Here is a 23,465-nt window from a genome sequence, read left to right on the forward strand (position 1 = left end):
TTACAAGGGTAAATGAGGAATGTCAAGCGTATCTATTCTTCGAACATAAGTCTATTCTGATTTGAATCTAAATCTATCGATGCTTCGTTGTATGTGCATAGTCAATTCAAGTCATGTGGGTTTACGGTAAGTTTCTTTTAATTCACACATCAAATTTATGCCAGCGGTGGAAAAGTTTGGCCAGCGAGAAGCCATTGCAATCGTTCGCGTCTGTTGTTGATAGAAGGTTATTTGTCTGGTACACCATCTTTATCTACATTTGACCACCCGATGAAGAAGTTTGGTTTTTTTCTTTCGCTGATACTAGTCCTCTTGAGTGGCTTCAACACCCTGTTGGATGCTCATGTGGATCGCGATTGTGACCTTGCTTCATCAGAACTTTCCCAGACTTTACGAATTTCCACAGAAGATGCCGAGTGGCCGAGGCTGATCTTTGATCGCGCGGCTTCCGACAGAGAGCGTCACGTTTTTAAGGCCCATGCCGAGCGGGAAGCCGAAGAGGAGGAGAGAGACGAACACGAGTCGATCTCCCCGAAGAAGAAAAAATCCGATAGCAGCCACTACCTCATAGCGATTTCAGGCAGCCCTGCGCCCGACGCTTTTATCCGTGTTCATCAAGAAGGCCTGCCGTTTGGGAAGGACCTTTCGTTCGCTTCGTTAACCAAGCGATATCTCGTATTCCAGGTTTTCAGGATTTAGTATTCTAGTCCCCCGACCGGCCAGCGATCTGCTATCCGGTTTTTTGGTACACCATTTTTGCTATCACAGCCGATTGTTTTTTTTGCCAGCGGCGCATGTGCGTGTATCGTGAAATAGCCTTTCAATTAGTCCTATATAAATCCCCGTCGTTAAAAATTCAAAGTTATGATGAGTAAAAATCTCATGTTCATGTTGGCCAGTGTGTGTGTTTTACTAAGCTACACAGGCTGCCATTCGAAGAAAGAAGAGAAAGAGGAGGCGACAGAATTTTTGGTCACCAATCCTTTAAAGAGAGACACGATCGTTACCCGCGAGTATGTGTCGCAAATCCGGTCCATTCAACACATCGAGCTGCGTGCCCTGGAGCGCGGCTATCTGCAGAAAATTTACGTTGACGAAGGTCAGTCTGTGAAGCAAGGGCAGCTTATGTTCCAGATCATGCCCATGCTCTATAAAGCCGAGTTGCAAAAGGCCGAAGCCGAAGCCAACTTTGCCGAGATCGAGTATAAAAACACCAAGGTGCTGGCCGATAGCAACGTGGTGTCGGCCAACGAGCTGGCCATGGCCCAGGCCAAGCTCAACAAAGCAAAAGCCGAACTTGCCCTGGCTGCCGTGCACCTGGGCTTCACCGAAATTCGCGCACCGTTCAATGGCATCATGGATCACTTCCAGGTGCGATTGGGAAGCCTCGTGGATGAAGGCGACCTGCTCACCACCTTGTCTGATAACAGCAAGATGTGGGTCTACTTTAACGTGCCCGAAGCCGAATACCTGGAATATAAGAGTCACGCCAGAAAAGACAGCCTGATCAAGGTGCAACTGATGATGGCCAACCAGCAGATGTTCCAATATCCGGGCGTGGTCGAAACCATTGAAGCAGACTTTAATAACGAGACGGGAAACATCGCGTTCCGCGCCACATTCCCCAACCCGAACGGATTGCTCAGACACGGCGAAACAGGAAATATCCGCATCGAACAACCCATCAACAATGGCCTGCTCATTCCGCAGAAGGCAACGTTCGAAGTGCTCGAAAAGAAATATGTGTATGTAGTGGATAAGGACAACGTGGTGCGGTCGAGAGAAATTACGATCGCCGCCGAGTTGCCTCACATTTTTGTGGTTCGAACCGGTTTGACGGCGGGCGACAGAATTCTTCTGGAAGGATTGCGCCAGGTGCACGAGAACGAAAAGATTGCCTGCAAGATGGTGAAGCCGGATTCGGTTATCTCGCACCTGGAGTTGTATGCCGAATAATCACATCCTAAAAAGCAGAACACATGTTTAGTAAGTTCATACGCAGACCGGTATTCGCTATTGTGATATCGATCGTCATAATCTTTGTGGGGGTGTTGGCTATCAAGAAGCTTCCCATCTCCCAGTTTCCCGACATTGCGCCCACCACGGTGAACATTTTCATCGCCTATCCCGGCTCGAGTGCCGATGTGTTGGTGAAGTCAACGCTCATCACACTGGAGCAGGCCATCAACGGTGTTCAGGACATGCGCTACATTGCCACCGATGCCACCAGCGCCGGTGAGGCCACGCTTCGTATCATCTTTGAGCCGGGGACCGACCCGAACGATGCCGTGATCCGGGTGAAGACCCGCGTGGATCAGGTGATGCCGCTGTTGCCGTTGCTGGTGCAACGCGAAGGGGTTATCATCACCCCAATCCAGCCGAGTATGTTGATGTATGTGAACCTCTACTCGAAAGAGAAGAGCATGGACGAAAAATTCCTGTTCAACTATGCCACGGTGAAGATGATTCCCGAGATTCAACGCACCAAGGGCGTGGCCCGTGCGCAAATATTGGGTAGCCGTCGCTATGCCATGCGCGTTTGGTTAAACCCCGAACGCATGCGTGCCTACAATGTGTCGGTAGAAGAGGTGATGGATGCCATTGGCGAACAAAGTATTATCGGTCGTCCTGGCCGGATTGGTCAAAGCTCGGGTATTGCTGCGCAGTCGCTTGAATATGTGCTTACCTACAAGGGGCGCTACAACAAGCCGGAGGAATATGAGAGTATCATTATCCGCGCCAATGCCCAGGGTGAAAGCATTCACTTGCGCGACATTGCCACGGTGGAGTTGGGTAGCGAGTTCTTCGACATCTATTCCAACCTCGACGGTCGTGCGTCTGCCGCCATCGTGTTGAAACAAAACTACGGAAGTAATGCCAGCGACGTTATCGAAGAAGTGAAAGCGAAACTCGAAGTGATGAAAGAGTCGTTCCCTCCCGGAATGGACTACAAGATCAGCTACGACGTTTCTCAGTTTCTCGATGCGTCTATTGAACAGGTAATAGAAACTCTGCGCGATGCCTTCATCCTGGTGGCCATTGTGGTGTTTGTGTTCCTGGGCGACTGGCGCTCTACGCTGATCCCCATCCTGGCTGTGCCGGTGTCGTTGATCGGTGCCTTCTTTGTTATTCAGTTCTTCGGACTTTCCATCAACCTCGTAACCCTCTTCGCCCTTGTGTTGGCGATCGGCATTGTGGTCGACGACGCGATTGTCGTCGTCGAGGCGGTCCACGCCAAAATGGAAGAGGAGCCGAACATCACGCCGTATAATGCGGTGAAGAAAGTGCTGGGTGAAATCAGCGGTGCCATCATCGCGATCACCATGGTGATGGTGTCGGTGTTTGTGCCGATTTCATTCATGTCGGGTCCTGTGGGAACGTTCTACCGTCAGTTCTCGATCACCATGGCCAGCTCTATTGTGATCTCGGCCCTGATCGCCCTCACGCTCACGCCAGTGCTTTGTGCCATGTTGCTGAAAAATCACCATGGTCATCCCAAGAAGAAAAACATCCTCACCAAGTCGCTCGATGCCTTCAACAATAGTTTCGAAAAACTGACCGGCAAATATGTTTGGTTATTGAAACTGATTGTGAACAGACGCGTGGTCACCTTTGGTATCCTGTTGTTGTTTTGCGCGGGCATTTACTACGAAAACAAGATTGTGCCATCGGGCTTTATTCCCAACGAAGATCAGGGAACAATCTATGCGATCATTCAAACACCTCCTGGTTCCACCCTTGAAAAAACAAACCAGGTGTCGCAACGACTCCAGAAGATTTGTGAAAAGATCGATGGTGTGGAGTCTGTGTCGTCGCTGGCCGGCTATGAAATCATGACCGAAGGCCGGGGCTCCAACGCAGGTACCTGTTTGATCAACCTCAAGAACTGGTCGGAACGCCATCACACCGTGAAAGAGATCATGGAAGAACTGGAGGAGAAAACAAGAGGTCTCGGCGCCGTAGTCGAATTCTTCGAACCTCCTGCCATTCCCGGCTTTGGTACATCGGGCGGTTTCTCCATGCGTTTGCTGGACAAAACCACCGACACCGACTATCACCAGTTCGACCAGATCAATAAAGAGTTCATGGAGAACCTGGGCAAGCGCAAAGAGCTTACCGGCTTGTTCACCTTCTTTGCCGCCAACTATCCTCAGTATGAACTGGAGATCGACAACAACCTGGCCATGCAAAAAGGTGTGTCTATCGGCAAAGCGATGGAGAACCTCAACATCATGATCGGTAGTACCTATGAGCAGGGCTTTATCAAGTTCAACCAGTTCTTCAAGGTCTATGTTCAGTCCGATCCAAAATTCAGAAGACTGCCGTCGGATCTGCTCAGCCTTTTTGTGAAAAACGATCAGGGTGAAATGGTGCCTTACTCGGCCTTTATGAAACTGAAGAAGGGTCAGGGGCCGAACGAAATCACGCGCTTCAACTTATACAACTCGGCGGCCATACAAGGGCTTCCGGCCAAAGGCTACACCACGGCCGATGCCATTCAGGCCATTCGCGAAGTGGCGGCCAAGACGTTGCCCAAGGGCTACGACATTGCGTTCGAAGGGTTGTCGTATGACGAATCGATTCGCGGCAACGAAGCGGTGTATGTATTCCTGGTGGTGTTGCTGTTTGTGTACTTCGTGCTGGCGGCACAATATGAAAGCTTTATCATTCCGTTGGCGGTGGTGTTTTCGCTTCCCGTCGGGGTGTTTGGTTCGTTCTTTATGCTGAAGATGATGGGACTTGAAAACAACATCTATGCGCAAGTCGGGTTGATCATGCTCGTGGGCTTGCTGGGTAAAAACGCCGTGCTTATTGTGGAGTTTGCCGTGCAGAAACGGCAACAGGGAGAAACGATTCTGAATGCGGCGATCGAAGGTGCGCGGGTGCGTTTCAGACCTATCCTCATGACGTCGTTTGCCTTTGTGGCAGGGTTGATACCGTTGATTATTGCCACGGGCGCAGGGGCCATCGGTAACCGCACCATTGGTGCATCTGCCCTTGGCGGTATGTTGTTCGGAACCATCTTTGGGGTGATCATCATCCCCGGCTTATACTTTATTTTTGGTAGCCTGGCCGATGGTCGCCATCTGATTAAACATGAAGACGAAGATTCGTTGACCGAAAACCTGGTGCACCAAATGGACACCTTCCCCCAAACCGAAGAAAATGACCAACATGCGTAAGAAGAGAATAGTTATGTATCTGGGGATTGTATGTACGTCCCTGTTATACACCGCGTGCACGCTACCCTCATCGTTGGTGCCGCGCGCAGAAAACAAAAGCACACCGCCGGCCTACTACGCATCGAAAGATACGGTGAACACGGCCTCGGTGAAATGGAGAGAGTTTTTTACCGATCCCTATCTCGCCGCCTTGATCGACACGGCCCTGAAGAACAACCAGGAGTTTAACATCATGGTGCAGGAGATCAACATCGCCAAGAACGAGATACGCGCCCGCAAAGGAGAGTACCTTCCGTTTGTGGATATCCACGCCGGTGCCGGTGTTGAGAAGACCGGACGCTACACCCGCCTGGGTGCCGTGGAAGAAACCGACGAGATTGCGCCCGGCAAAGCCTTTCCCGATCCGCTCACCGACATCATGGTGTCGGCAAATGCATCGTGGGAACTTGACGTGTGGCGGAAGCTGCGCAATGCCAAAAAATCGGCTGTGCTGCGTTATCTCTCTACGGTGGACGGCAGAAACTTTATGGCCACCAACCTGATTGCCGAAATCGCCAACTCATACTACGAGTTGGTGGCGTTAGACAACCAGCTGGAAATTCTGAAACACAACATCGACATTCAGCAGGACGCGTTGGAGATTGTGAAGCTGGAGAAACAGGCCGCGAAAGTGACCGAGCTTGCCGTGCGCAAGTTTGAAGCCGAGGTGCTCAAGAACCAGAGCCGCCAGTATTATATCATTCAGCAAATTACGGAGACCGAAAACGAGATCAATTTTCTGGTGGGAAGATTCCCGCAGCCCGTGCCCCGAAACTCTCAGGGGTTCACGGCCATGGTGCCCTATGCGGTTCAGGCCGGCATCCCGTCGCAGTTGTTGGCAAACCGTCCCGACATCCGTCAGGCCGAGCAGCAGTTGATTGCATCGAAGCTGGATGTGAAGGTGGCAAAGGCAAATTTTTATCCTTCGTTCCGCATCACCGCCGGCATTGGCTATCAGGCCTTCAACACCCACTACCTGTTTCAAACACCTGCGTCGATGTTGTATTCGGCCGCGGGAGAGTTAGTGGCACCGTTGATTAACCGGAATGCGATAAAGGCATACTACTATTCTGCGAATGCCAAACAGATCCAGAATGTCTACAATTATGAGCGCACCATTTTGAATGCCTACATCGAAGTGGCCAACCAGGTGTCGAACATCAGCAACCTGGAGAAGAGCTATGATCTGAAAGCAAAGCAAGTGCAGGCCCTCACGCAGTCGATCAACATTTCGACCGGCTTGTTCAAGTCTGCCCGTGCCGACTACATGGAAGTGTTGCTGACCCAACGCGATGCCTTGGATTCGAGATTTGAATTGATTGAGACCAAGATGCAGCAGATGCATGCCGTGGTAAACATCTACCGCGCGCTTGGCGGTGGCTGGAACTAAACGATATCGCCAACCTGAATAGAGAGGGGTTTTAGGGTTCAGGGGAAGCGAAAGCCCGCAGGTCGAAAGGCTTGCGGGCTTTATTTTTTTGGTGGTTTGTCAACCGGTGATCAGATCACACCAGGAGCGTAGCACAAATTCCTCCGGCCACAATGAGCCAGGCTGCGGCGAGAATAAAAAATACCTGCGCGGCCTTTTTGTCTTTGGGGCGTTTAACGAGTCCAATCACCAGGAGCAGAAACGGTGTGCCAAAGGAGAAGAGGAGGGCAAGGATGATTAAGGTTGCGAGTCCGTCCATAGGGGTTCGGTTTGTAGTTTTTGAAGGCGTTCTCTTTTTTCGTCGCGATAGAACAGGTTCATCGTTTCGAATGGAATGATTTTATAGTCTTTGTTCACAATGTGCACACACGATTTTTTGACAGACCGCACATCGAAATTGTAGGCGTCTATGAATTGCATGATGATGACGCGGAACAGGTTGTTGTAGCTTAGTTCGGGCGCATGAATCTGCGGCAGGCAACACAGCAGCGAATGCAGCTTTTCGGTGGCGCCCTCAATAGAGTTTCCGGTGCTGAACAGGTTTATCATTTTGCTGTGAAGTTGTTCGTCCTGTTCGTAGACGATGGTGTTGCGGCTGTTGTCGAGCAGGTCGGCGGGGTTGACGTAGCGGGTGAGCGGAAATACTTGTCCGCTCAGCTTCAGGGCATAGCCCATCACCAACGCGTCGGGATTGCATGGCACGGGAATGAGGTCGTCGGCATTGAAGACGTCTGTCTGTTCCAGAATTTTTCTCCGCACTTCGGTGAGCGTGATGCGGTCGGTGAGCGTATCGAAATTTTCGAGTCGCCCGGCGATTTGTGTGGGTTGCAGGGTGACGCCGCGCACACAGGGTTGCAAGAGCGCAAAGTCTATGATCTTGCCGATCTCGTCGTCGTTGAGATTTTTTTGAATGGTCACCACCAGGGTAGTCGACAGGTTGAGGGCATTGAGGTTTGCCAACGCCTGTTCGCGGATGGAGAGGAGATTGGCCGCGCGCATAGACTGCAACACTTCCGGGCGGAACGAGTCGAACTGCAGGTAGATCTCGAAGTCGGGTGCGTAGGTGGCCAGGCGTTTTGTGAATTCGAAATCCTTGGCGATGGTGATGCCGTTTGTGTTCAGCATCACGTGTTTGATGGGCAGCGACTTGGCGTAGTCGAGAATTTCGAAAAGTTGTGGGTGCAGGGTGGGTTCGCCACCGCTGATCTGGATCACGTCGGGCTCGCGTTCGTTGGCCACCACGGCGTCGAGCATTTTCTTTACTTCCTCCAGGGTGCGGTGGCGTCCATAGGTGGGCGAGGAGCCGGCGTAGCACGTGGGGCACGTGAGGTTGCAGCGGTCCGTAATTTCCACCACCGTGAGACAGGAGTGCTGCTCGTGGTCCGGACAGAGGCCGCAGTCGTAGGGACATCCGAAATGCGTGGATGTGTTGAAGGTGTAGGGGGTTTCGGAAGGTTTGTTGTAGTTCCGGATGTTCTTGTAGTAGGGTACATCGTCGGCAATAAGAACTTTGGATGCGCCGTGTTCGGGGCAGCGCTTCAGCATATACACCTTGTCGTCTTCGAAGACAATTTTGGCATCGATGCGTTTCAAACACTCCGGGCACAGGCTCAGCGTGAAATCATAGTAGGTATACTTTCGGGTTGGCATGCGACAGGGTTGTTAACGTTCGGCGGTAGTATAGAAAGCAAATAACACAAAGCCATTGAATGGTGCTCAGTCCCAGGAAAAAGAAAACATTCGGCTTGATAAATTCGAGGAGAAACCTGAATCCGAAATAGCAAAGCATAAAGAGTTTGAATAGAAGTCCGTTTGGCATTTTCTTCCGGCGATAAAGTCTATGCAGTGCCAGGAACAATATCGCTAAAAATACAAGCTCATACAATGCCAGGGGATGGCGTTTCAGTCCGTCGCCCAGATTCATGCCCGTGATGAATGTGGTGGTGGTTCCATAGGTAAATTCATTCGTGCCCGACAAAAAACACCCGATGCGGCCAATAAATATTCCCACGATGATGGGCAGCGTGAACAGGTCGCCCGATGATTGTTTTTCGCCAATGATGCGCTTGGCTGTTTCCACCCCCAGCAGGCCGCCAAACAATCCGCCCATAATGGTCTTGACATTGAAGAGAACAAGCAGGCTGACGTTACTGAAATCGACCAATGGATTTTCCAGAAATCCCACCACGCGCGACCCCAGCAGTGCACCAAGGGAAGCGCCGAGAATGATGGTGAGCCGGTTGGCCGAAGGAATGGGATCGGTTGTTTGTTTTTTCAGGAAAACATAATAGCGGTAGCCCAAAAAGAAAGCCACATACTCAAGGATCAGGTGAACGTTGATAGTCCAGCCCGCCAGTTGGGGTTCGAACGGAATTGACAACAAGGCTTTCGTTTAGTGATCGGTTGCCAAGGTAGTGATTTGCTTCTTCGTGCGCATGCGTTTTTTTTGTAGGTTAGCAGCCTGTTAAAACAACACGACATTAAAACCAACTGTATGATCGCCACCCTTGTCCATGTGTTTGTGAAACCGGAATTCCGCGAAGCGTTTGTTGAGGCTACGCGCGCGAATCATGAACGGTCTGTTCAGGAGCCGGGCAACCTGCGCTTTGATATTTTACAGGATGCAGGCGATCCGGACAAGTTTGTCTTTTATGAAGCTTACGCGAGCGAACAGGCTGCGGCCAACCACAAGGAAACCGAGCACTACAAAGTTTGGCGCGACACGGTGGCTTCCTGGATGGCCAAGCCGCGTGAGGGCGTGAAACATCAGATGCTGTTCCCGGTTTCTAACGCCTGATGCCATGGTGGATGCTTTTGCTATTGCGGCTACACCACAACTTCACTTCGGTGCAGGCAAACTTTCCATACTTCCCTCTCTTGTGAAGACCTATGGAAAAAAGGTGGCGCTCATCACCGGCGCGCATTCTTTTTTGCAGTCAGAACAGGGCACAAAACTTCTGGCGCTCTTGGCCTCACAAGGTTTTGATGTCTCTCTTGTTTCGATCGCGAAAGAACCCACGCCCCAGCTGGTCGACCATGCTGTTGAACAATGTGTGCGCTTTCAGCCGGATGTGTTGGTGGCCATTGGCGGAGGCAGCGTGCTCGATGCGGGCAAAGCCATTGCGGCTATGGTGCCGTTGCAAGCGGGAGTGAAGGATTACCTGGAAGGCGTGGGCACAAAAAATCATCCCGGTGTGAAGGTGCCGTTTGTGGCTGTTCCCACCACGGCAGGAACCGGAAGCGAAGCCACCAAGAATGCTGTGATTTCGGAGATTGGTGAGCATGGGTTCAAGAAATCACTACGACACAATAAGTTTGTGCCCGATGCGGCTATTGTTGATCCCGCACTCACATTGTCGTGTCCGCCGTCGGTAACGGCGGCAAGCGGCGTGGATGCGTTCACTCAACTGTTGGAGTCTTATCTGTCTACTCAGGCCAATCCCGTAACCGATGCGCTGGCGTATGAGGGGTTGAGGCGAATTGCCCATTCTCTTTTGAAAGCCTACCGCGAAGGTTCGGACCTTGACGCGCGCACAGACGTGGCGTTGGCTGCCTACCTTTCCGGGGTGACACTGGCCAATGCGGGGTTGGGTGTGGTGCACGGTTATGCATCGTCTATCGGTGGCTACTTCGACGTGCCGCACGGTGTGGTGTGCAGTTCGGTGATGGCCGCCGCGAATGCCGTAACGGTGCGCAAGCTGCGCGCAACACATGGCCATGATGAAGCCCTTTCAAAATATGCCACTGCCGGAAAAATATTCTCGGCCATCGCGCATAAGTCAAACGACTACTACATCGACTTTCTGTTGGACCTCATCGCCCAATGGACCCGCGACATGAACATTCCGTCGCTGCAGACCAGCGGCGTGCAGCGCGATTATTATGAACGCATCGCTGCGCGCACCGATAACAAATACAACCCTATTGCGCTTGATGCCAGCGAACTGATGGAAGTGCTCACACTGAGCTAGTCCGTCACAATTCTTCGCGCGGTGTGGGCTTGCGTTTTTCGAGCTCTTCTTTTGTTATAGATTTCGATTTGGCATCTTCCGGACGTTTGCCGGGCGAGGGATGCGTTGAAGGGTCCATGTCTTGTGGCGGTTGAGGCGTATTCACATTGTGGCCTTGCGATTTCTTTGACGGATTTTCCTTTTTAGCTTCTTTCATGATCGATTGTCGTTAGTGTGACACAGTAGCTACCAGGAAATTCGTGCCGGAAGGAGAACGGTCGGGAAGCGGGCAGGAGCGGCGATGGGGTGAGGGAGTATGTCGTCAGGTGTGTAGTTTATACTCACCCCGCGCTACACGTTCACCATGTCGCGGGCGCGATCCAGAAACACCACTTGTTTGGGATTGATCATGATGGCCGCCTCGTCGTAGCGCATCCATGCCCCGCGATCCACCTCGGGAGCCTCTATGAATTTGCCGGAGCGAGGTGGCCACTCCAGCGTGAAGGTGTTTGACGAAACACCTTGTGCGGCGTCCCACGCGCCAAAGAACAGCCAGGCATAAATGGTCTTTCCGCTCTTTAGTTTTGTAGAGCCCAGTGCATGAAAAGGAGGTGTGGGTTGGATACCGGTTTCTTCGAAGAACTCCCGTTGTGCTGTGGCTTCGGGGGCTTCATCGCCGTCGGGCAGTCCTTTGGGGATGCTCCACACACCTTCGTTCTTTTTTGCATAGAAGGGTCCGCCCGGATGCACCAGAAAAAATTCCAGATGCCCGTTTTCTTTCCGGCACATGAGCATGCCTGCGGAGACTAATGCCATTTTGTATTTTCTTTAGGATGATGGTATGATGTTATAAACGAATAGTGGACGTGAGGCACTACTTCTATTTCTTATGGCCCAGCAAATATAACACCACACCAGGCCCGGACTTTAATCGTTTGATTTCCCAGACGAACGTATCCTTGTTTTGGAGACTGTCTACCAGCGATTGCATTTCGCGCACCGAATAGGTTCGCAGTGCCGACACAATGCCGTCCCACCAAATGAAGAGCGGCACCAGGGGAATGAAGTATGTGAACACTATGCGGCCGATCCGGAACGGACGAATGAACGGCGTGACCAGCAACACCGTGATGGGTGAGAAAAGCATGGCCACCACACTTTGCACGCTGCGCTCCTGTGCTTCGAAGATGGCAATGGGACTGCCCGTGTCGACCGCGTTCTGTAAGATCTGTTGTGCCTGCTCTGGTGTGAAATGATGGAACGATAGAAACTGTGTGCGAAGGCCCACAAGGTTGGTCGGCACGTTGAGCGCATTTACCGGATGTTCTTCGTAGCGAAAGCAGGGAAGTTTGGCTGCCGTATAGCGAAAGGCATCGAGGTTGGGAAAATAGTCGGTGAGCACAATGTCGATGTCGGGGCGTCGCGTCATCAGATGTTTTGCCAGACGCACCAGTCCGCCACCACCGCCCGACGCGAGGTCGATAATGGTGTTGCCGCCGCTGTGATCCAATCCTCTTTCAATGACGGGCACAACGGGCTTGAAGAAATCGGAAAGGTTGGCGAGCGTTTGCAGGAAATCGGTCATGTAGTTCCGGAGAAATTCGGGGAACCAGGGGAAGTCTTCAAATTCAAAAGCGTGGATGCGCGACATGGCAACTGGTTTTAGTTTTTGGCGTGGCATGGAGGGATCAATGTCCTGCCTTGTTAAAAATACAGGTTGCGCCATTCCTTTGCAACGGCAAAGCTATCCTGGTTTGGTGTGCAACTGTTGCTGCGTCAGATCTTCAAAGTCCTAAAAACTAATGTGAAAAAGAACTATTCCCTATCCGATCAGGGTTTTATAACCGTAAATATTCCTCCTAACTTTGCCCTGCATGACACTACACATAAAAAACATGGTCTGTAACCGTTGCATCACTGTGGTGGACCAGGAACTTACCAAACTGGGTTTGCATGTCGACAAGATCGCGTTGGGCGAAGTGAGCCTGAAAGAAGAAAACCTCTCCGAATCCCAACTGCACCAACTCGACGACGTGCTGGTGCGCAACGGCTTCGAACGCATCGACGACCGCAGGGCGCGCCTTGTAGAGAGCCTGAAGAACAGCATCATCAAACGCATTCACCACAGCGACCGTGTGAGCCGCAAGTTCAACTGGTCCGATGTGCTGGCCGACGAAGCTCATCTGGAATATAACTACCTCAGCAACCTCTTCTCTTCCATGGAGGGCATCACGCTGGAACAATACATTATCCGCCAAAAGATTGAGCGGGCCAAAGAACTGCTGTTCTACGACGAACTCACCCTCAGCGAAATTGCCGACAAACTTGGCTACAGCAGCGTGGCCCATCTCTCGGCTCAATTCAAAAAAGTGACGGGTCTCACACCCTCCGAACTCAAAAAATCGCGCACCGTCGATGCCGCCCGGAAGCCCCTGGATTCAATTTCTTAAGCAACATGCCTGGATTCTATGACCTGGGATGGCCTTTTTGGGCAGGGGACTTGTAAATCCTGTAACGCAAAGTGGCAATTGTATAAAACTAACCAGGCGATTTGCGTGTAATGTTGTAGTGTCGAAACAGCGACAGGAACTTTAACACGAAATCAGTATGTCAGCCCCAACCATATCCACCGCCGCCACCCGGAGCGGCAACGCCGTGAAGCAATCTTTTCCCGTTCTTGAAATGACGTGCGCTGCGTGTGCCGTCAGCGTTGAATCCATTCTCAAAACAGCTCCCGGTGTGAAAAACGCCGCCGTCAATTTTGCAAACCAGTCGGCGTGGGTGGAGTTCGATCCCACCCAAACCAAACCCGCCGAACTTCAAAAAGCCGTGCAGTCTATCGGCTACGATCTGGTGGTGGATGTTGAAGACCCTCACGCCGTGCAGGAAGAGGCACAGCGCCAACACTATGCCGATGTCAAGTTTAAAACCATAGGCTCGATAGCCCTGGCTCTGCCGGTGGCCATCATCGGAATGTTCTTTATGGACATGCCCTATGGCACCTACATTTCATTGCTTCTTTCCGCGCCGGTGGTGTTCTACTTCGGTCGTAGCTTTTTTGTGAATGCCTGGAAGCAGGCCCGTCACGAGAAGGCAAACATGGACACGCTGGTGGCGTTGTCGTCGGGCATCGCGTTTTTGTTTAGCGCGTTCAACACGTTCTTTCCCGAGTTCTGGCATGCACGGGGTGTGCACCCGCATGTTTATTTTGAGGCGGCGGCCGTGGTCATTGCCTTTGTGTTATTAGGAAAATTGCTGGAAGAAAAAGCAAAACGCGGAACGTCGTCGGCATTAAAAAAACTGATGGGCCTGCAACCCAAGACCATCCGCATCCTGGTGAACGAGGTGGAGCAGGAGGTACCCGTAGCCAACGTAACTCCCGGCATGATCGTACTGGTGCGCCCCGGCGAACGCATCCCGGTAGACGGTGTAGTGCGCAGCGGGGCATCGTTCATCGACGAGAGCACCATCACCGGCGAGTCCCTGCCGGTAGAAAAAATGGTGGGCGGCAAAGTGTTTGCAGGCACCGTAAACCAAAAAGGAAGCTTCACGTTTTCGGCAGAGAAAGTTGGTGCCGACACCGTGCTGGCGCACATCATCAAAATGGTGGAAGAAGCGCAGGGCAGCAAGGCGCCCGTGCAGGCGCTGGTCGATAAAATTGCAGGCATCTTTGTGCCCATCGTTCTCGCCTTGTCGTTGCTCACCTTTGCTGCGTGGATGATCTGGGGTGGAGAGCAGGCGTTCACACATGCGTTGCTCACGTCGGTCACCGTGTTGGTCATCGCTTGTCCGTGTGCGCTGGGCCTGGCAACACCCACGGCCATCATGGTGGGCGTGGGCAAGGGCGCAGAGAACAACATCCTCATCAAAGATGCCGAAAGCCTCGAACGTGCCCACCAGGTCAACGCCATTGTGCTCGACAAAACCGGCACCATCACAGAAGGCAAGCCCACCGTCACAGGTTTGCAATGGGGCACCGATGGCGTGAACGATCAACCTAAAAATATCTTCTATTCCCTCGAAGCACAGTCAGAACATCCTCTGGCCGAAGCGGTAGCCGCCCGGTTAAAGGCTGACGGCGCAAGCCGTGTTTCACTCACCGACTTCAAGAGTCTCACAGGCCGCGGTGTGATGGCAAAGGTTGGAGATGAAACGTTTTTCGTGGGCAACAAAAAACTGCTGGCCGAACAAGGCATCGCCGTCGATCGTGACCTGGAGGCTGCGGCCTCGCAGTGGCAGGCGGAAGCGCGCACGGTTGTCTATTATGCAAACACCAGACAGGTGCTGGCCATCGTGGCCTTTGCCGACACCATCAAAGCCACCGCCGCACAGGCCATCCAAACCCTGCAGCAACGCGGCATCACCGTCTACATGCTCACCGGCGACAACGAACAAACGGCTCGCGCCGTGGCCGCCCAGGTGGGTATTGAACACTTTCGCGCCGAAGTGCTTCCGTCAGACAAGGCCACGTTTGTGAAAAGCCTGCAACAACAGGGCAGGGTAGTGGCCATGGTGGGCGACGGCATCAACGACTCGGAAGCGCTGGCCCAGGCCGACGTGAGCATCGCCATGGGCAAAGGCTCCGACATTGCCATGGATGTTGCCAAGATGACGCTCATCACGTCCGACCTGCTCTACATTCCCAAGGCATTAAACCTCTCCACCAAAACCGTGCGGGGCATCCGCCAGAATTTGTTCTGGGCATTCATCTATAACCTCATCGGCATTCCCCTGGCGGCCGGCGTACTCTATCCAATCAACGGATTTTTGCTCGATCCCATGATTGCCGGTGCGGCCATGGCCCTCAGTTCGGTGAGCGTGGTGGGCAACAGCCTGCGCCTCAAAGCAGCAAAGATCTGACGCGGGAATTATATAAACCTTTCCCGAAATTATGGAACACCCCAATGCAGCACCCTGCGTTTACTTTGTAGTAACAAATCAAAACACAAATCTTAACATTTAGACCAAACATGAAAACAACGACGTTTAAAACCAACATAAAATGCGACGCCTGTGTGGCCAAAGTGACCCCGGCATTGAACGAGGTCGTAGGCTCCGGAAACTGGAGTGTAGACCTCACCAACCCTGCGCGAACCCTCACGGTGAACGAAGAAACTTCGGAGGAAAAAATCAACGAAGCCTTGCAAAAGGTGGGCTATAAAGCTCAGAAAAACTGATCCCCTATAGGCCTTCACGTGCTTTTTCAAGTCATTAAGAACGAAAAAGCACGTGATCACTTTCAATTTTCAGCCCGTCGCGCCAACCTCCATTCCATAAAATCCGTTATCTTTGCTCAACACATGAAAGCCATCCGCTCCATCGCCGCCATTGCCTTCAGCCTGCTGGTGCTCGTTTCGTCGAGCAGCTTCGTGGTGGGCATTCACTGGTGCGGGGGGCATATCAACAGCGTGGCCGTGCTGTCGAAAGCCGAGGCCTGCGGCATGGAACAAAACGTTCCGCCGTGCCACCGCCACATGAAGGCGTCGTGCTGCCAGGACGAAAACATTGTGCACGAAGGCCAGGGCTTCAAACTTTCGCATAACGACCATCACATCGGCCATGCGCCGTTGCTCAGCATCGGGCAACCCCTCGTGTTGCTGGCCGAAATCATTCCTTCTTCTCCCGTTGCCATCACCCCATTCCGGAACTATGATCCGCCGCTGCGATCGTCCGACATTCTTGTCGACGTGCAGGTTTTCCGTATTTAAGTTTTCTTTCTAAAGAAGGCAATATCCCTTTGTCTTCCGCTCGCTGTCTGCCTCTTCGTGTAGCAGCAAACACTTCCATCATTTTCATTTTCTCATTACGTTTTCAATCATGATTGAAAAAATAATTTCCCTGTCGCTAAAGAACAGGTTCCTGGTGTTGCTCACGGCGGGCGGCCTGCTGGCCTGGGGTGTGCACGCGGTGCGCATCAACAAGATCGACGCCATTCCCGACCTGTCCGAAAATCAGGTCATCGTGTTCACCGAGTGGATGGGACGAAGTCCGCAGATCATCGAAGACCAGGTCACCTATCCGCTGGTCACCAACCTGCAGGGCCTACCGCAGGTCAAGTATGTGCGCGGAGCGTCCATGTTCGGCATGAGCTTCGTCTATGTCATCTTCAACGACAACACCGATGTGTATTGGGCCCGCGAGCGCGTGCTGGAGAAGCTGAACTATGCGTCGCGTTTGTTGCCGCAAGGTGTCACACCCACGTTGGGTCCCGACGGCACCGGTGTGGGCCACGTGTTGTGGTATACGCTCGACGCCCCCGGCATGGACCTTGGCGAACAACGCGCGCTGCAAGACTGGTATGTGAAGTTTGCCTTGCAGAATGTGGCAGGCGTGAGCGAGATCGCGTCGTTTGGCGGCTTTCAGAAACAATACCAGGTCACACTCAACCCCAACAAGCTCACCTACTATAACCTGTCGTTGCAAGACGTGATCCAGGCCGTGCGTCAGAACAACAACGAGGCGGGTGGGCGCAAGTTCGAGATGAGCGACATCGGCTACATCATCAAAACCTCGGGCTATTTGCAGTCGGTCGAAGAAATTGAAAACATCCCGCTCAAAACCGTCAACACCGTGCCCGTCAGCATCCGCGACGTGGCCACCGTGCAAACGTCGGGCGAAACACGCCTCGGCATCTTCGACATGAATGGCGAAGGCGAAGTGGTGGGCGGCATCGTGGTGATGCGCTATGGCGAAAATGCCGACGAAGTGATCGGCCATGTCAAAACCAAAATGGCCGAAGTGGCCAAAGGATTTCCCGAAGGCGTGAAGTTCAACATCGTGTACGACCGCAGCCAGCTCATCGAAGAGTCGGTGTCGTCCATCAAAAAAACGCTGGTCGAAGAAATGGTCGTGGTGTCGCTGGTGGTGCTCATCTTTTTGTTTCACTGGCGCAGCGCCGTCAGCATCATCATCCAGATTCCCATCACGCTGGCCACAAGTTTCATTTTGCTGAACGCGTTTGGCATCACGTCAAACATCATGTCGCTCACGGGCATCGCGCTGGCCATCGGCGTCATTGTCGACAACGGCATCATCATGGCCGAAAACGCCTATAAGAACCTGTCGCATCGCTACGAAGAATTGAACCCCGACGCATAACCGAACAAAGCTCATGGCGAAGAAAAATTATCAACCCATCCCCGAAGCCGAACGACTGTCGATCATCGAACAATCGTCGCGGCAGGTGTCGCGCGGCGTGTTCTATTCCACGGTCATCATCATCACATCGTTCCTTCCGGTGTTTATGCTCGAAGGGCAGGAGGGCAAACTGTTTCACCCGCTGGCGTGGACCAAAACGTTCATCCTGCTGGTCGATGCTGTGCTGGTGGTCACGCTGGCCCCCGTCATCATCTCGTTGTTCATGAAAGGAAAATTCAGGAACGAAAAACATAACCCCATCACCCACGGTCTCGAAAAACTATACGAGCCCATCATCCGTGCCTGTCTCAAATGGCGCAAGACCACGCTGGCCGTGAACATCCTCGCGCTGGCCGTGAGCGTGCCGTTGCTCATGAGCCTCGGCTCTGAATTTATGCCGCCGCTCGACGAGCAGTCCATCCTCTTCATGCCCGTCACACTGCCCGACATCGGCAACGAAGAAGTGAAACGCATTTTGCAGGTCCAGGACAAAATCATCAAGTCCGTTCCCGAAGTCGACAAGGTGTTGGGCAAGGCGGGTCGCGCCAGCAGTGCCACCGACAATTCGCCCATCAGCATGATCGAAACCATCATCATGTTGAAACCAAAATCCGAATGGCGCGCCGGCATCACCAAGAAAGACATCATCAACGAACTCGACGGCAAGCTGCAAATTCCCGGCGTGGTCAACGGGTGGACACAGCCCATCATCAACCGCATCAACATGCTCTCCACCGGCATTCGCACCGACGTGGGCGTGAAAGTCTACGGCCAGCAATTAGACAGCATCCATGCCCTGTCCGAGAAAGTGAAAGCGGCCCTTGTTAATGTTCCGGGGGTGAAAGACCTCTATGTCGATCCCATCACAGGCGGCAAATACCTCACCGTGCAAATCAACCGCGAAGCATTGGGCCGCTATGGTGTGAGCGTGAGCGATGTCAACACACTGGTGGAGTCGGCCATCGGCGGCACGGCCATCGGCCAAACCATCGAAGGGCGTCAACGCTTCACCATCAGTGTTCGTCTTGCGCAGGACTTTCGCAACAGCGTCGATCAACTCAAACGCATTCCGCTCAAGACACCCGCCCTCGGCATCATCCCGCTGTCGAGCGTGGCCGACATAAAATTTGAAGACGGCCCGCCCATGATCGTTTCCGAAAATGCATTGCTGCGCGGCGCCGTGCTCTTCAACGTGCGCGACCGCGACCTGGGCAGCACCGTGCAAGACGCCATTGCCACCATCAACCAACAGCTGGGCACGTTGCCCAATGGCTACTACCTCGAGTGGAGCGGCCAATACGAAAACCTCATCCGCGGCAAGCAAACGCTCATGATCATTTTGCCCGTGGTGCTGCTCATCATTTTCATTTCGCTCTACCTGGCCTTTCACTCGCTGCGCGAAGCCTTCCTCAGCCTCATCACCGTGCCCTTCGCACTCATCGGCGGCGCCTACATGGTCTACTTCTACGGTGTCAACTTATCTGTTGCCGTGGCCGTGGGCTTCATCGCGCTGTTTGGCATCGCGGTCGAAACGGGCGTGGTCATGGTCATCTACCTCAACGACGCCATGCAACAACTGGTGAAACTCCGCGGCAACAGCAGCGAAACCATCACGCGCGAAGACCTGCGGGAATATGTGGTGCACGGCGCCGCCAAGCGTCTGCGTCCAAAAATCATGACGGTGTCGGTGGCGTTGTTTGGCCTGGTGCCCGTGCTCTGGTCTACCGGCGTGGGCAGCGACGTGATGCTGCCCATTGTGCTGCCCATGATCGGCGGCGTGCTCACCTCGAGCACACACATCCTGCTGGTGACACCCCTCATCTTTTTGATGACCAAAGAATATGAACTCCGAAAGTTTGGAAAACTGGAAGTATATGAAAAACATTAAACAGGGCGGCCCCCTCGTGCCTCGGGTCGGGCTATCCGCTACAAGTCCTCGCCCCACCGCGCAGCCCAATCCTGCGCTCCGGGCTTTCCGCTGCTATCCCTGCCGCGTGGTGTTGCTATGGGCTCTGCTCATCGCGTCGTCGTCGGCCTTCGCACAAGTGATGTCGCTCGACACGGTGCTGGCCACCATCGACCGGCGCAATCCCATGCTGCAACAATACAACGAGAAGGCAAGTGCCTATCGCGAATACACTGCGGGCGCCAAAAGCTGGATGGCCCCCATGGTGGGTGCAGGAACCTTCATGACGCCCTACCCGGGCCAGCAACTCATGGAAGCGCGCGACAAAGGATCGATCATGATTTCGGTCGAGCAGCAAATTCCCAACCCCGCCAGGCTACAGGCCAACCAAAACTATCTGGCCTCGCGCGCCGCCATCGAAGAGAAAGGCCGCGCCGTGCAATTCAACAGCCTGCGCGCCGAAGCCAAAACTCTCTACTACCAATGGCTGGTGGCCGAAGAGAAAGTGCGCGTGCTTCGCGAAAACGAACGCGCGCTGCAACTCATGTTGAAGCTGGCCCGCCTGCGCTATCCCTACAACCAGGGCTCGCTGGGCAACATCTACAAAACCGAAGGCCGCCTGCTGGAAGTGCAAAACATGCTGCTGATGGCGCAAGGCGACATCGACGAAAAAAGTTATCGCCTCAAGTCGCTCATGACCTTGCCCGCCCAAACGCCGCTGCAAGTCGACACCACGCTGCAAATAACTTTCCAACCCTTTGCATCGCCTTTCGACACGGCCGCGCTAAGCGCACAACGCAGCGACATCCAGCAGCTCGACCGCACCATCGAAGCCATGCAGCTCAACCAACAACTGCAACGCTATCAGGCCAAGCCCGATTTCAAAATCCGCTTCGACCACATGCAGCCGCTTGGCGACATGCCGGTGCAATTCACGGCCATGGCCATGATCTCCATTCCCATCGCGCCGTGGTCGTCCAAAATGTATAAGGCCGAAGTGAGAGGCATGCACTACGACATCCAGGCCATGAAGCGCGAGCGCGAGTCGGTGCTGGTGGAAACACAAGGCATGCTGGCCGGCATGAGCGCGCAGATCGCCCGCATGCAACAGCAGGTCGACAACTATCAGCACAAGATTGTGCCCGCCCTGCAAAAGAACTACGATGCCGCCCTGCTGGCCTACGAAGAAAACCGCGAGCAACTGCCCGTGGTCATCGACGGCTGGGAGGCCCTGAACATGGCGCAGGTGGAATACCTCAACAAACGCGAAGCCCTTTACATCATGATTGTGACCTATGAAAAACAAGCGGAGAAATAACCCGAAACGTTTTGTGCTGCGTGCCGCGCTGCTGTTCATGATGGTGGTGGCCCTGGCCGCCTGCAAACACCAGGAGGAATCGCACGACGAATATACCTGCCCCATGCATCCCACCGTGCTGGCCGACAAACCCGGCACCTGCCCCGTGTGCGGCATGGACCTGGTGCGCAAAGCCCGCTCCGGCGAAGAAGTAACGATCAACAACGCGCTGGTGCCGCTGTTGAAGTCGACCAACGAGTCGGTGGTGAGCTCGGTCAAGACCGTGAAAGGCGAATACCGCACGGTGCCCCTCACGTTGCAAACCAACGGCATCATCACCTACGACACACGCAAGAGCTACACCATCGCCGCCCGCACCGGCGGCCGGTTAGAGAAAGTGTATCTGAAGTATGCCTTCCAGCCGGTGAAGAAAGGACAGAAGATCGCCGAACTCTACAGCCCCGAGCTGCTCACAGCTCAGCGCGAGTTGCTGATGCTGGTGGAGAGCGACGCCGGCAACACCGACCTGGTGGCATCGGCCAAACGCAGACTGGAACTGCTGGGCATGTCGTCCACCCAAGTCCAGCAACTGACGACTCGCAAAACTATTTCCAACACGTTCCCCATCTATAGTCCATACGACGGCTATGTGGTGTCGGAGCAGAAGCCCGCCACCGCACCCTTGCCCGACGCGACGGCGCAAGCCGCACCAGCCGACGGCATGGGGGGTGGCATGGCCGGTTCAGCCGGTAGTGCATCCGTTGCTTCTGGCGCTGCACAATCGCAGAGCACTGTGTTGTTGCGCGAAGGCAGCTATGTGTCGCAAGGGCAAACGCTGTTCAACATTGTGAGCCACGACGCGCTGCGCATCGAACTGGATGTGCCCGCGTCGCAAGCCGGCACTATCCGCACGGGCGACCAGCTGACCCTCGACTTTGGCAACGGCACACAAGAGCAGGCCACGGTCGATTTCATTCAGCCCTTCTTTTCGCAAGGGCAGGAGTTTCTGAAACTGCGCGTCTATGCCAAACACCTGCGCGACCTGCACATCGGCCACCTGGTGCGCGCCGCCATTCAGCTCAACGCCGTGGCCTCGCTGTGGGTGCCGCGCGATGCCGTGATGGACATGGGACGCGAACGCCTCGTGTTTGTGAAAGCGCACGGACTCTTCAAACCCAAAACCGTCACCACCGGCGTGCATGCCAAAGGCTGGATCGAGATCAAGGAAGGCCTCGCCACCGCCGACGAAATTGCCGCCAACGCGCATTACCTCGTAGACAGTGAAAGCTTTGTTAAAACCACACCCTGACATGAGAACACTCGCCTGTTTTATGTTGACGTTGTTGCTCGCGGCCTGTTCCACAAAGGACGCCTCGCACCAACACGCGCACACGGCAGAAGCGCCCGCCGCGCCCGCAAAATATACGTGCCCCATGCACCCCGAAGTGATTCAGGACGGCCCCGGCAAATGCCCCGTGTGTGGCATGGACCTGGTGCTCAAAAAGGAGGGTGTTGCCTTGATGCTGAACGAAAGCCAGATGCGGCTTGCCAACATCACCACACAACCCGTGTCGATGCAGCCTGTTGGGCAGACCGTGTCCATCAATGGCAAACTGGTGCTGAACGAAGAAGGCTCTTCAGTCATCAGCAGCCGCGCAGCCGGAAGAATTGAAAAGCTGTTTGTGAAGGAGACCGGCCGGGCCGTGAAGAAGGGTGAACCGCTCTATGAACTCTACAGCGAAACGCTGCTCACGCTGCAACGCGAATACCTGCTGGCCAAAGAACAATACGAGACGTTGGGGAAAGATCATCCGCGCTATGAGTCGTTTTTGAAGAGCGCCGAACGCAAGCTGTTGCTCTATGGCCTCACCCAAAACCAGGTAAACAAACTGGCCACCACCAAAACGTTTGCCGAGCGCGTCACCTTTGTGGCGCCCACCAGCGGGTTGGTGACCGAGCTAAAGGTGGCCGAAGGACAATATGTGGCCGAGGGCGCGCCGCTGTTCAGCATCGAGAATGTGAATACGCTCTGGCTCGAGGCCGAAACCTATCCGCAGGAAACGGCGCTGGTGAATGTGGGCGACAAAATTGCCGTGCGCGTGAGTGGCTATGAGTCCACCCCGGTGGAAGCAACGGTCATGTTTCTCAGCCCGGAGTATCGGGCCAACACGCTCATCACTGTGCTGCGTGCCACGTTGCAAAACGAGCAGAACACATTCAAGCCCGGCATGCAGGCGCAGGTGCTCTTCACGCATTCGTCGCGCAGAGCGCTGGCGTTGCCTTCGGATGCAGTGATACGCGACGGCTCGGGTGCGCATGTCTATGTGCAAACCGGCGCGCGCACGTTCGAACCGCGCGAAGTGAAAATCGGCCTGGAGAATTTTATGCAGGTCGAGATCACCGAAGGGCTTGCAGAAGGTGACACCGTGGCCGTGTCGGGCGCCTATTTATTGTATAGCGAAATCGTGCTCAAGAAAGGGGGCGATCCCATGGCCATTCATCAACACGAATAATCAGCATAGTT

21 protein-coding genes are annotated in these 23,465 nt (G+C 53.9%); 15 read left to right on the forward strand and 6 right to left on the reverse strand.

From position 1 onward, the window contains the following. Nucleotides 1–270: 270 nt before the first annotated feature. The 4 genes from JI741_RS28610 to JI741_RS28625 all read left to right on the forward strand — a co-directional run bounded on the left by JI741_RS28610 (nucleotide 271) and on the right by JI741_RS28625 (nucleotide 6,612). Complete coding sequence (locus tag JI741_RS28610; protein ID WP_202015564.1) at nucleotides 271–699, forward strand: hypothetical protein; 429 nt, start codon at nucleotides 271–273, stop codon at nucleotides 697–699. Nucleotides 700–867: 168 nt separating this feature from the next. After that, nucleotides 868–1,956 (forward strand): efflux RND transporter periplasmic adaptor subunit, encoded by a 1,089-nt coding sequence (locus tag JI741_RS28615; protein WP_202015737.1) that lies wholly within the window; start codon nucleotides 868–870, stop codon nucleotides 1,954–1,956. Nucleotides 1,957–1,979: 23 nt separating this feature from the next. After that, nucleotides 1,980–5,183 carry an efflux RND transporter permease subunit gene (locus JI741_RS28620; RefSeq protein ID WP_202015566.1) on the forward strand — a complete coding sequence of 1,068 codons (3,204 nt, stop codon included), beginning with the start codon at nucleotides 1,980–1,982 and terminating at the stop codon, nucleotides 5,181–5,183. Then, nucleotides 5,176–6,612: a TolC family protein gene (locus JI741_RS28625; protein WP_202015568.1), complete on the forward strand. Its 1,437-nt coding sequence runs from the start codon at nucleotides 5,176–5,178 to the stop codon at nucleotides 6,610–6,612. The genes JI741_RS28620 and JI741_RS28625 overlap by 8 nt, the downstream gene beginning before the upstream one ends. A gap of 115 nt (nucleotides 6,613–6,727) precedes the next feature. Here the strand turns inward: JI741_RS28625 and JI741_RS28630 are convergent, their stop codons facing one another. The 3 genes from JI741_RS28630 to JI741_RS28640 are packed head-to-tail and all read right to left on the reverse strand — an operon-like array spanning nucleotide 6,728 to nucleotide 9,031. Then, on the reverse strand, nucleotides 6,728–6,910 hold the full coding sequence (locus tag JI741_RS28630; RefSeq protein ID WP_202015570.1) for a hypothetical protein: 183 nt from the start codon (nucleotides 6,908–6,910) through the stop codon (nucleotides 6,728–6,730). Further along, the gene (locus tag JI741_RS28635; RefSeq protein WP_202015571.1) at nucleotides 6,889–8,301 is read right to left on the reverse strand and encodes a radical SAM protein; all 1,413 of its coding nucleotides are present in this window, start codon (nucleotides 8,299–8,301) and stop codon (nucleotides 6,889–6,891) included. Before JI741_RS28635 ends, JI741_RS28630 begins: the two co-directional genes overlap by 22 nt. Next, nucleotides 8,273–9,031 (reverse strand): prolipoprotein diacylglyceryl transferase, encoded by a 759-nt coding sequence (locus JI741_RS28640; RefSeq protein WP_202015573.1) that lies wholly within the window; start codon nucleotides 9,029–9,031, stop codon nucleotides 8,273–8,275. The genes JI741_RS28635 and JI741_RS28640 overlap by 29 nt, the downstream gene beginning before the upstream one ends. A gap of 114 nt (nucleotides 9,032–9,145) precedes the next feature. Between JI741_RS28640 and JI741_RS28645 the strand changes: the two genes are divergently transcribed. Then, entirely contained in the window at nucleotides 9,146–9,448 is a 303-nt protein-coding gene (locus tag JI741_RS28645) for an antibiotic biosynthesis monooxygenase (protein ID WP_202015575.1), read from the forward strand. A gap of 4 nt (nucleotides 9,449–9,452) precedes the next feature. Further along, the gene (locus JI741_RS28650; protein WP_202015577.1) at nucleotides 9,453–10,622 is read left to right on the forward strand and encodes an iron-containing alcohol dehydrogenase; all 1,170 of its coding nucleotides are present in this window, start codon (nucleotides 9,453–9,455) and stop codon (nucleotides 10,620–10,622) included. 4 nt (nucleotides 10,623–10,626) lie between these two features. Here the strand turns inward: JI741_RS28650 and JI741_RS28655 are convergent, their stop codons facing one another. From JI741_RS28655 to JI741_RS28665, 3 genes are all read right to left on the reverse strand, one after another. Continuing rightward, nucleotides 10,627–10,818: a hypothetical protein gene (locus tag JI741_RS28655; RefSeq protein WP_202015579.1), complete on the reverse strand. Its 192-nt coding sequence runs from the start codon at nucleotides 10,816–10,818 to the stop codon at nucleotides 10,627–10,629. A gap of 134 nt (nucleotides 10,819–10,952) precedes the next feature. Further along, complete coding sequence (locus JI741_RS28660) at nucleotides 10,953–11,417, reverse strand: NUDIX hydrolase (protein WP_202015581.1); 465 nt, start codon at nucleotides 11,415–11,417, stop codon at nucleotides 10,953–10,955. A gap of 64 nt (nucleotides 11,418–11,481) precedes the next feature. After that, the gene (locus tag JI741_RS28665) at nucleotides 11,482–12,252 is read right to left on the reverse strand and encodes a class I SAM-dependent methyltransferase (RefSeq protein WP_202015583.1); all 771 of its coding nucleotides are present in this window, start codon (nucleotides 12,250–12,252) and stop codon (nucleotides 11,482–11,484) included. 223 nt (nucleotides 12,253–12,475) lie between these two features. Between JI741_RS28665 and JI741_RS28670 the strand changes: the two genes are divergently transcribed. From JI741_RS28670 to JI741_RS28710, 9 genes are all read left to right on the forward strand, one after another. Next, nucleotides 12,476–13,051 carry a helix-turn-helix domain-containing protein gene (locus JI741_RS28670; RefSeq protein WP_202015585.1) on the forward strand — a complete coding sequence of 192 codons (576 nt, stop codon included), beginning with the start codon at nucleotides 12,476–12,478 and terminating at the stop codon, nucleotides 13,049–13,051. Between the two features lie 157 nt (nucleotides 13,052–13,208). Continuing rightward, nucleotides 13,209–15,461: a heavy metal translocating P-type ATPase gene (locus JI741_RS28675; protein ID WP_236676323.1), complete on the forward strand. Its 2,253-nt coding sequence runs from the start codon at nucleotides 13,209–13,211 to the stop codon at nucleotides 15,459–15,461. Nucleotides 15,462–15,571: 110 nt separating this feature from the next. Further along, a complete protein-coding gene (locus JI741_RS28680) occupies nucleotides 15,572–15,778 on the forward strand; it encodes a heavy-metal-associated domain-containing protein (RefSeq protein WP_202015587.1) in 207 nt (68 codons plus the stop codon). A 123-nt stretch (nucleotides 15,779–15,901) separates the two neighbouring features. Next, nucleotides 15,902–16,309: an HYC_CC_PP family protein gene (locus JI741_RS28685; protein WP_202015589.1), complete on the forward strand. Its 408-nt coding sequence runs from the start codon at nucleotides 15,902–15,904 to the stop codon at nucleotides 16,307–16,309. 109 nt (nucleotides 16,310–16,418) lie between these two features. Then, nucleotides 16,419–17,699 carry an efflux RND transporter permease subunit gene (locus JI741_RS32910; protein WP_202015591.1) on the forward strand — a complete coding sequence of 427 codons (1,281 nt, stop codon included), beginning with the start codon at nucleotides 16,419–16,421 and terminating at the stop codon, nucleotides 17,697–17,699. 13 nt (nucleotides 17,700–17,712) lie between these two features. After that, on the forward strand, nucleotides 17,713–19,626 hold the full coding sequence (locus JI741_RS32915) for an efflux RND transporter permease subunit (protein ID WP_202015592.1): 1,914 nt from the start codon (nucleotides 17,713–17,715) through the stop codon (nucleotides 19,624–19,626). Continuing rightward, nucleotides 19,613–20,962, forward strand: a complete 1,350-nt coding sequence (locus JI741_RS28700; protein WP_202015593.1) for a TolC family protein — start codon at nucleotides 19,613–19,615, stop codon at nucleotides 20,960–20,962. Before JI741_RS32915 ends, JI741_RS28700 begins: the two co-directional genes overlap by 14 nt. After that, complete coding sequence (locus JI741_RS28705) at nucleotides 20,940–22,250, forward strand: heavy metal-binding domain-containing protein (RefSeq protein WP_202015594.1); 1,311 nt, start codon at nucleotides 20,940–20,942, stop codon at nucleotides 22,248–22,250. The genes JI741_RS28700 and JI741_RS28705 overlap by 23 nt, the downstream gene beginning before the upstream one ends. Nucleotide 22,251: 1 nt before the next feature. After that, on the forward strand, nucleotides 22,252–23,454 hold the full coding sequence (locus tag JI741_RS28710) for an efflux RND transporter periplasmic adaptor subunit (RefSeq protein WP_202015595.1): 1,203 nt from the start codon (nucleotides 22,252–22,254) through the stop codon (nucleotides 23,452–23,454). The last annotated feature ends 11 nt before the right edge of the window (nucleotides 23,455–23,465 follow it).

The sequence above is a fragment of the Chryseolinea lacunae genome, assembly GCF_016735595.1.
Classification (GTDB): Bacteria; Bacteroidota; Bacteroidia; order Cytophagales; family Cyclobacteriaceae; genus Chryseolinea; species Chryseolinea lacunae.

Bases quoted from the DNA above. Each gene is read 5' to 3' on its own strand.
- JI741_RS28610 (WP_202015564.1), top strand. From the start codon at position 271: ATGAAGAAGTTTGGTTTTTTTCTTTCGCTGATACTAGTCCTCTTGAGT.
- JI741_RS28615 (WP_202015737.1), top strand. From the start codon at position 868: ATGAGTAAAAATCTCATGTTCATGTTGGCCAGTGTGTGTGTTTTACTA.
- JI741_RS28620 (WP_202015566.1), top strand. From the start codon at position 1,980: ATGTTTAGTAAGTTCATACGCAGACCGGTATTCGCTATTGTGATATCG.
- JI741_RS28625 (WP_202015568.1), top strand. From the start codon at position 5,176: ATGCGTAAGAAGAGAATAGTTATGTATCTGGGGATTGTATGTACGTCC.
- JI741_RS28630 (WP_202015570.1), bottom strand. From the start codon at position 6,910: ATGGACGGACTCGCAACCTTAATCATCCTTGCCCTCCTCTTCTCCTTT.
- JI741_RS28635 (WP_202015571.1), bottom strand. From the start codon at position 8,301: ATGCCAACCCGAAAGTATACCTACTATGATTTCACGCTGAGCCTGTGC.
- JI741_RS28645 (WP_202015575.1), top strand. From the start codon at position 9,146: ATGATCGCCACCCTTGTCCATGTGTTTGTGAAACCGGAATTCCGCGAA.
- JI741_RS28650 (WP_202015577.1), top strand. From the start codon at position 9,453: ATGGTGGATGCTTTTGCTATTGCGGCTACACCACAACTTCACTTCGGT.
- JI741_RS28655 (WP_202015579.1), bottom strand. From the start codon at position 10,818: ATGAAAGAAGCTAAAAAGGAAAATCCGTCAAAGAAATCGCAAGGCCAC.
- JI741_RS28660 (WP_202015581.1), bottom strand. From the start codon at position 11,417: ATGGCATTAGTCTCCGCAGGCATGCTCATGTGCCGGAAAGAAAACGGG.
- JI741_RS28665 (WP_202015583.1), bottom strand. From the start codon at position 12,252: ATGTCGCGCATCCACGCTTTTGAATTTGAAGACTTCCCCTGGTTCCCC.
- JI741_RS28670 (WP_202015585.1), top strand. From the start codon at position 12,476: ATGACACTACACATAAAAAACATGGTCTGTAACCGTTGCATCACTGTG.
- JI741_RS28675 (WP_236676323.1), top strand. From the start codon at position 13,209: ATGTCAGCCCCAACCATATCCACCGCCGCCACCCGGAGCGGCAACGCC.
- JI741_RS28680 (WP_202015587.1), top strand. From the start codon at position 15,572: ATGAAAACAACGACGTTTAAAACCAACATAAAATGCGACGCCTGTGTG.
- JI741_RS28685 (WP_202015589.1), top strand. From the start codon at position 15,902: ATGAAAGCCATCCGCTCCATCGCCGCCATTGCCTTCAGCCTGCTGGTG.
- JI741_RS32910 (WP_202015591.1), top strand. From the start codon at position 16,419: ATGATTGAAAAAATAATTTCCCTGTCGCTAAAGAACAGGTTCCTGGTG.
- JI741_RS32915 (WP_202015592.1), top strand. From the start codon at position 17,713: ATGGCGAAGAAAAATTATCAACCCATCCCCGAAGCCGAACGACTGTCG.
- JI741_RS28700 (WP_202015593.1), top strand. From the start codon at position 19,613: ATGAAAAACATTAAACAGGGCGGCCCCCTCGTGCCTCGGGTCGGGCTA.
- JI741_RS28705 (WP_202015594.1), top strand. From the start codon at position 20,940: ATGAAAAACAAGCGGAGAAATAACCCGAAACGTTTTGTGCTGCGTGCC.
- JI741_RS28710 (WP_202015595.1), top strand. From the start codon at position 22,252: ATGAGAACACTCGCCTGTTTTATGTTGACGTTGTTGCTCGCGGCCTGT.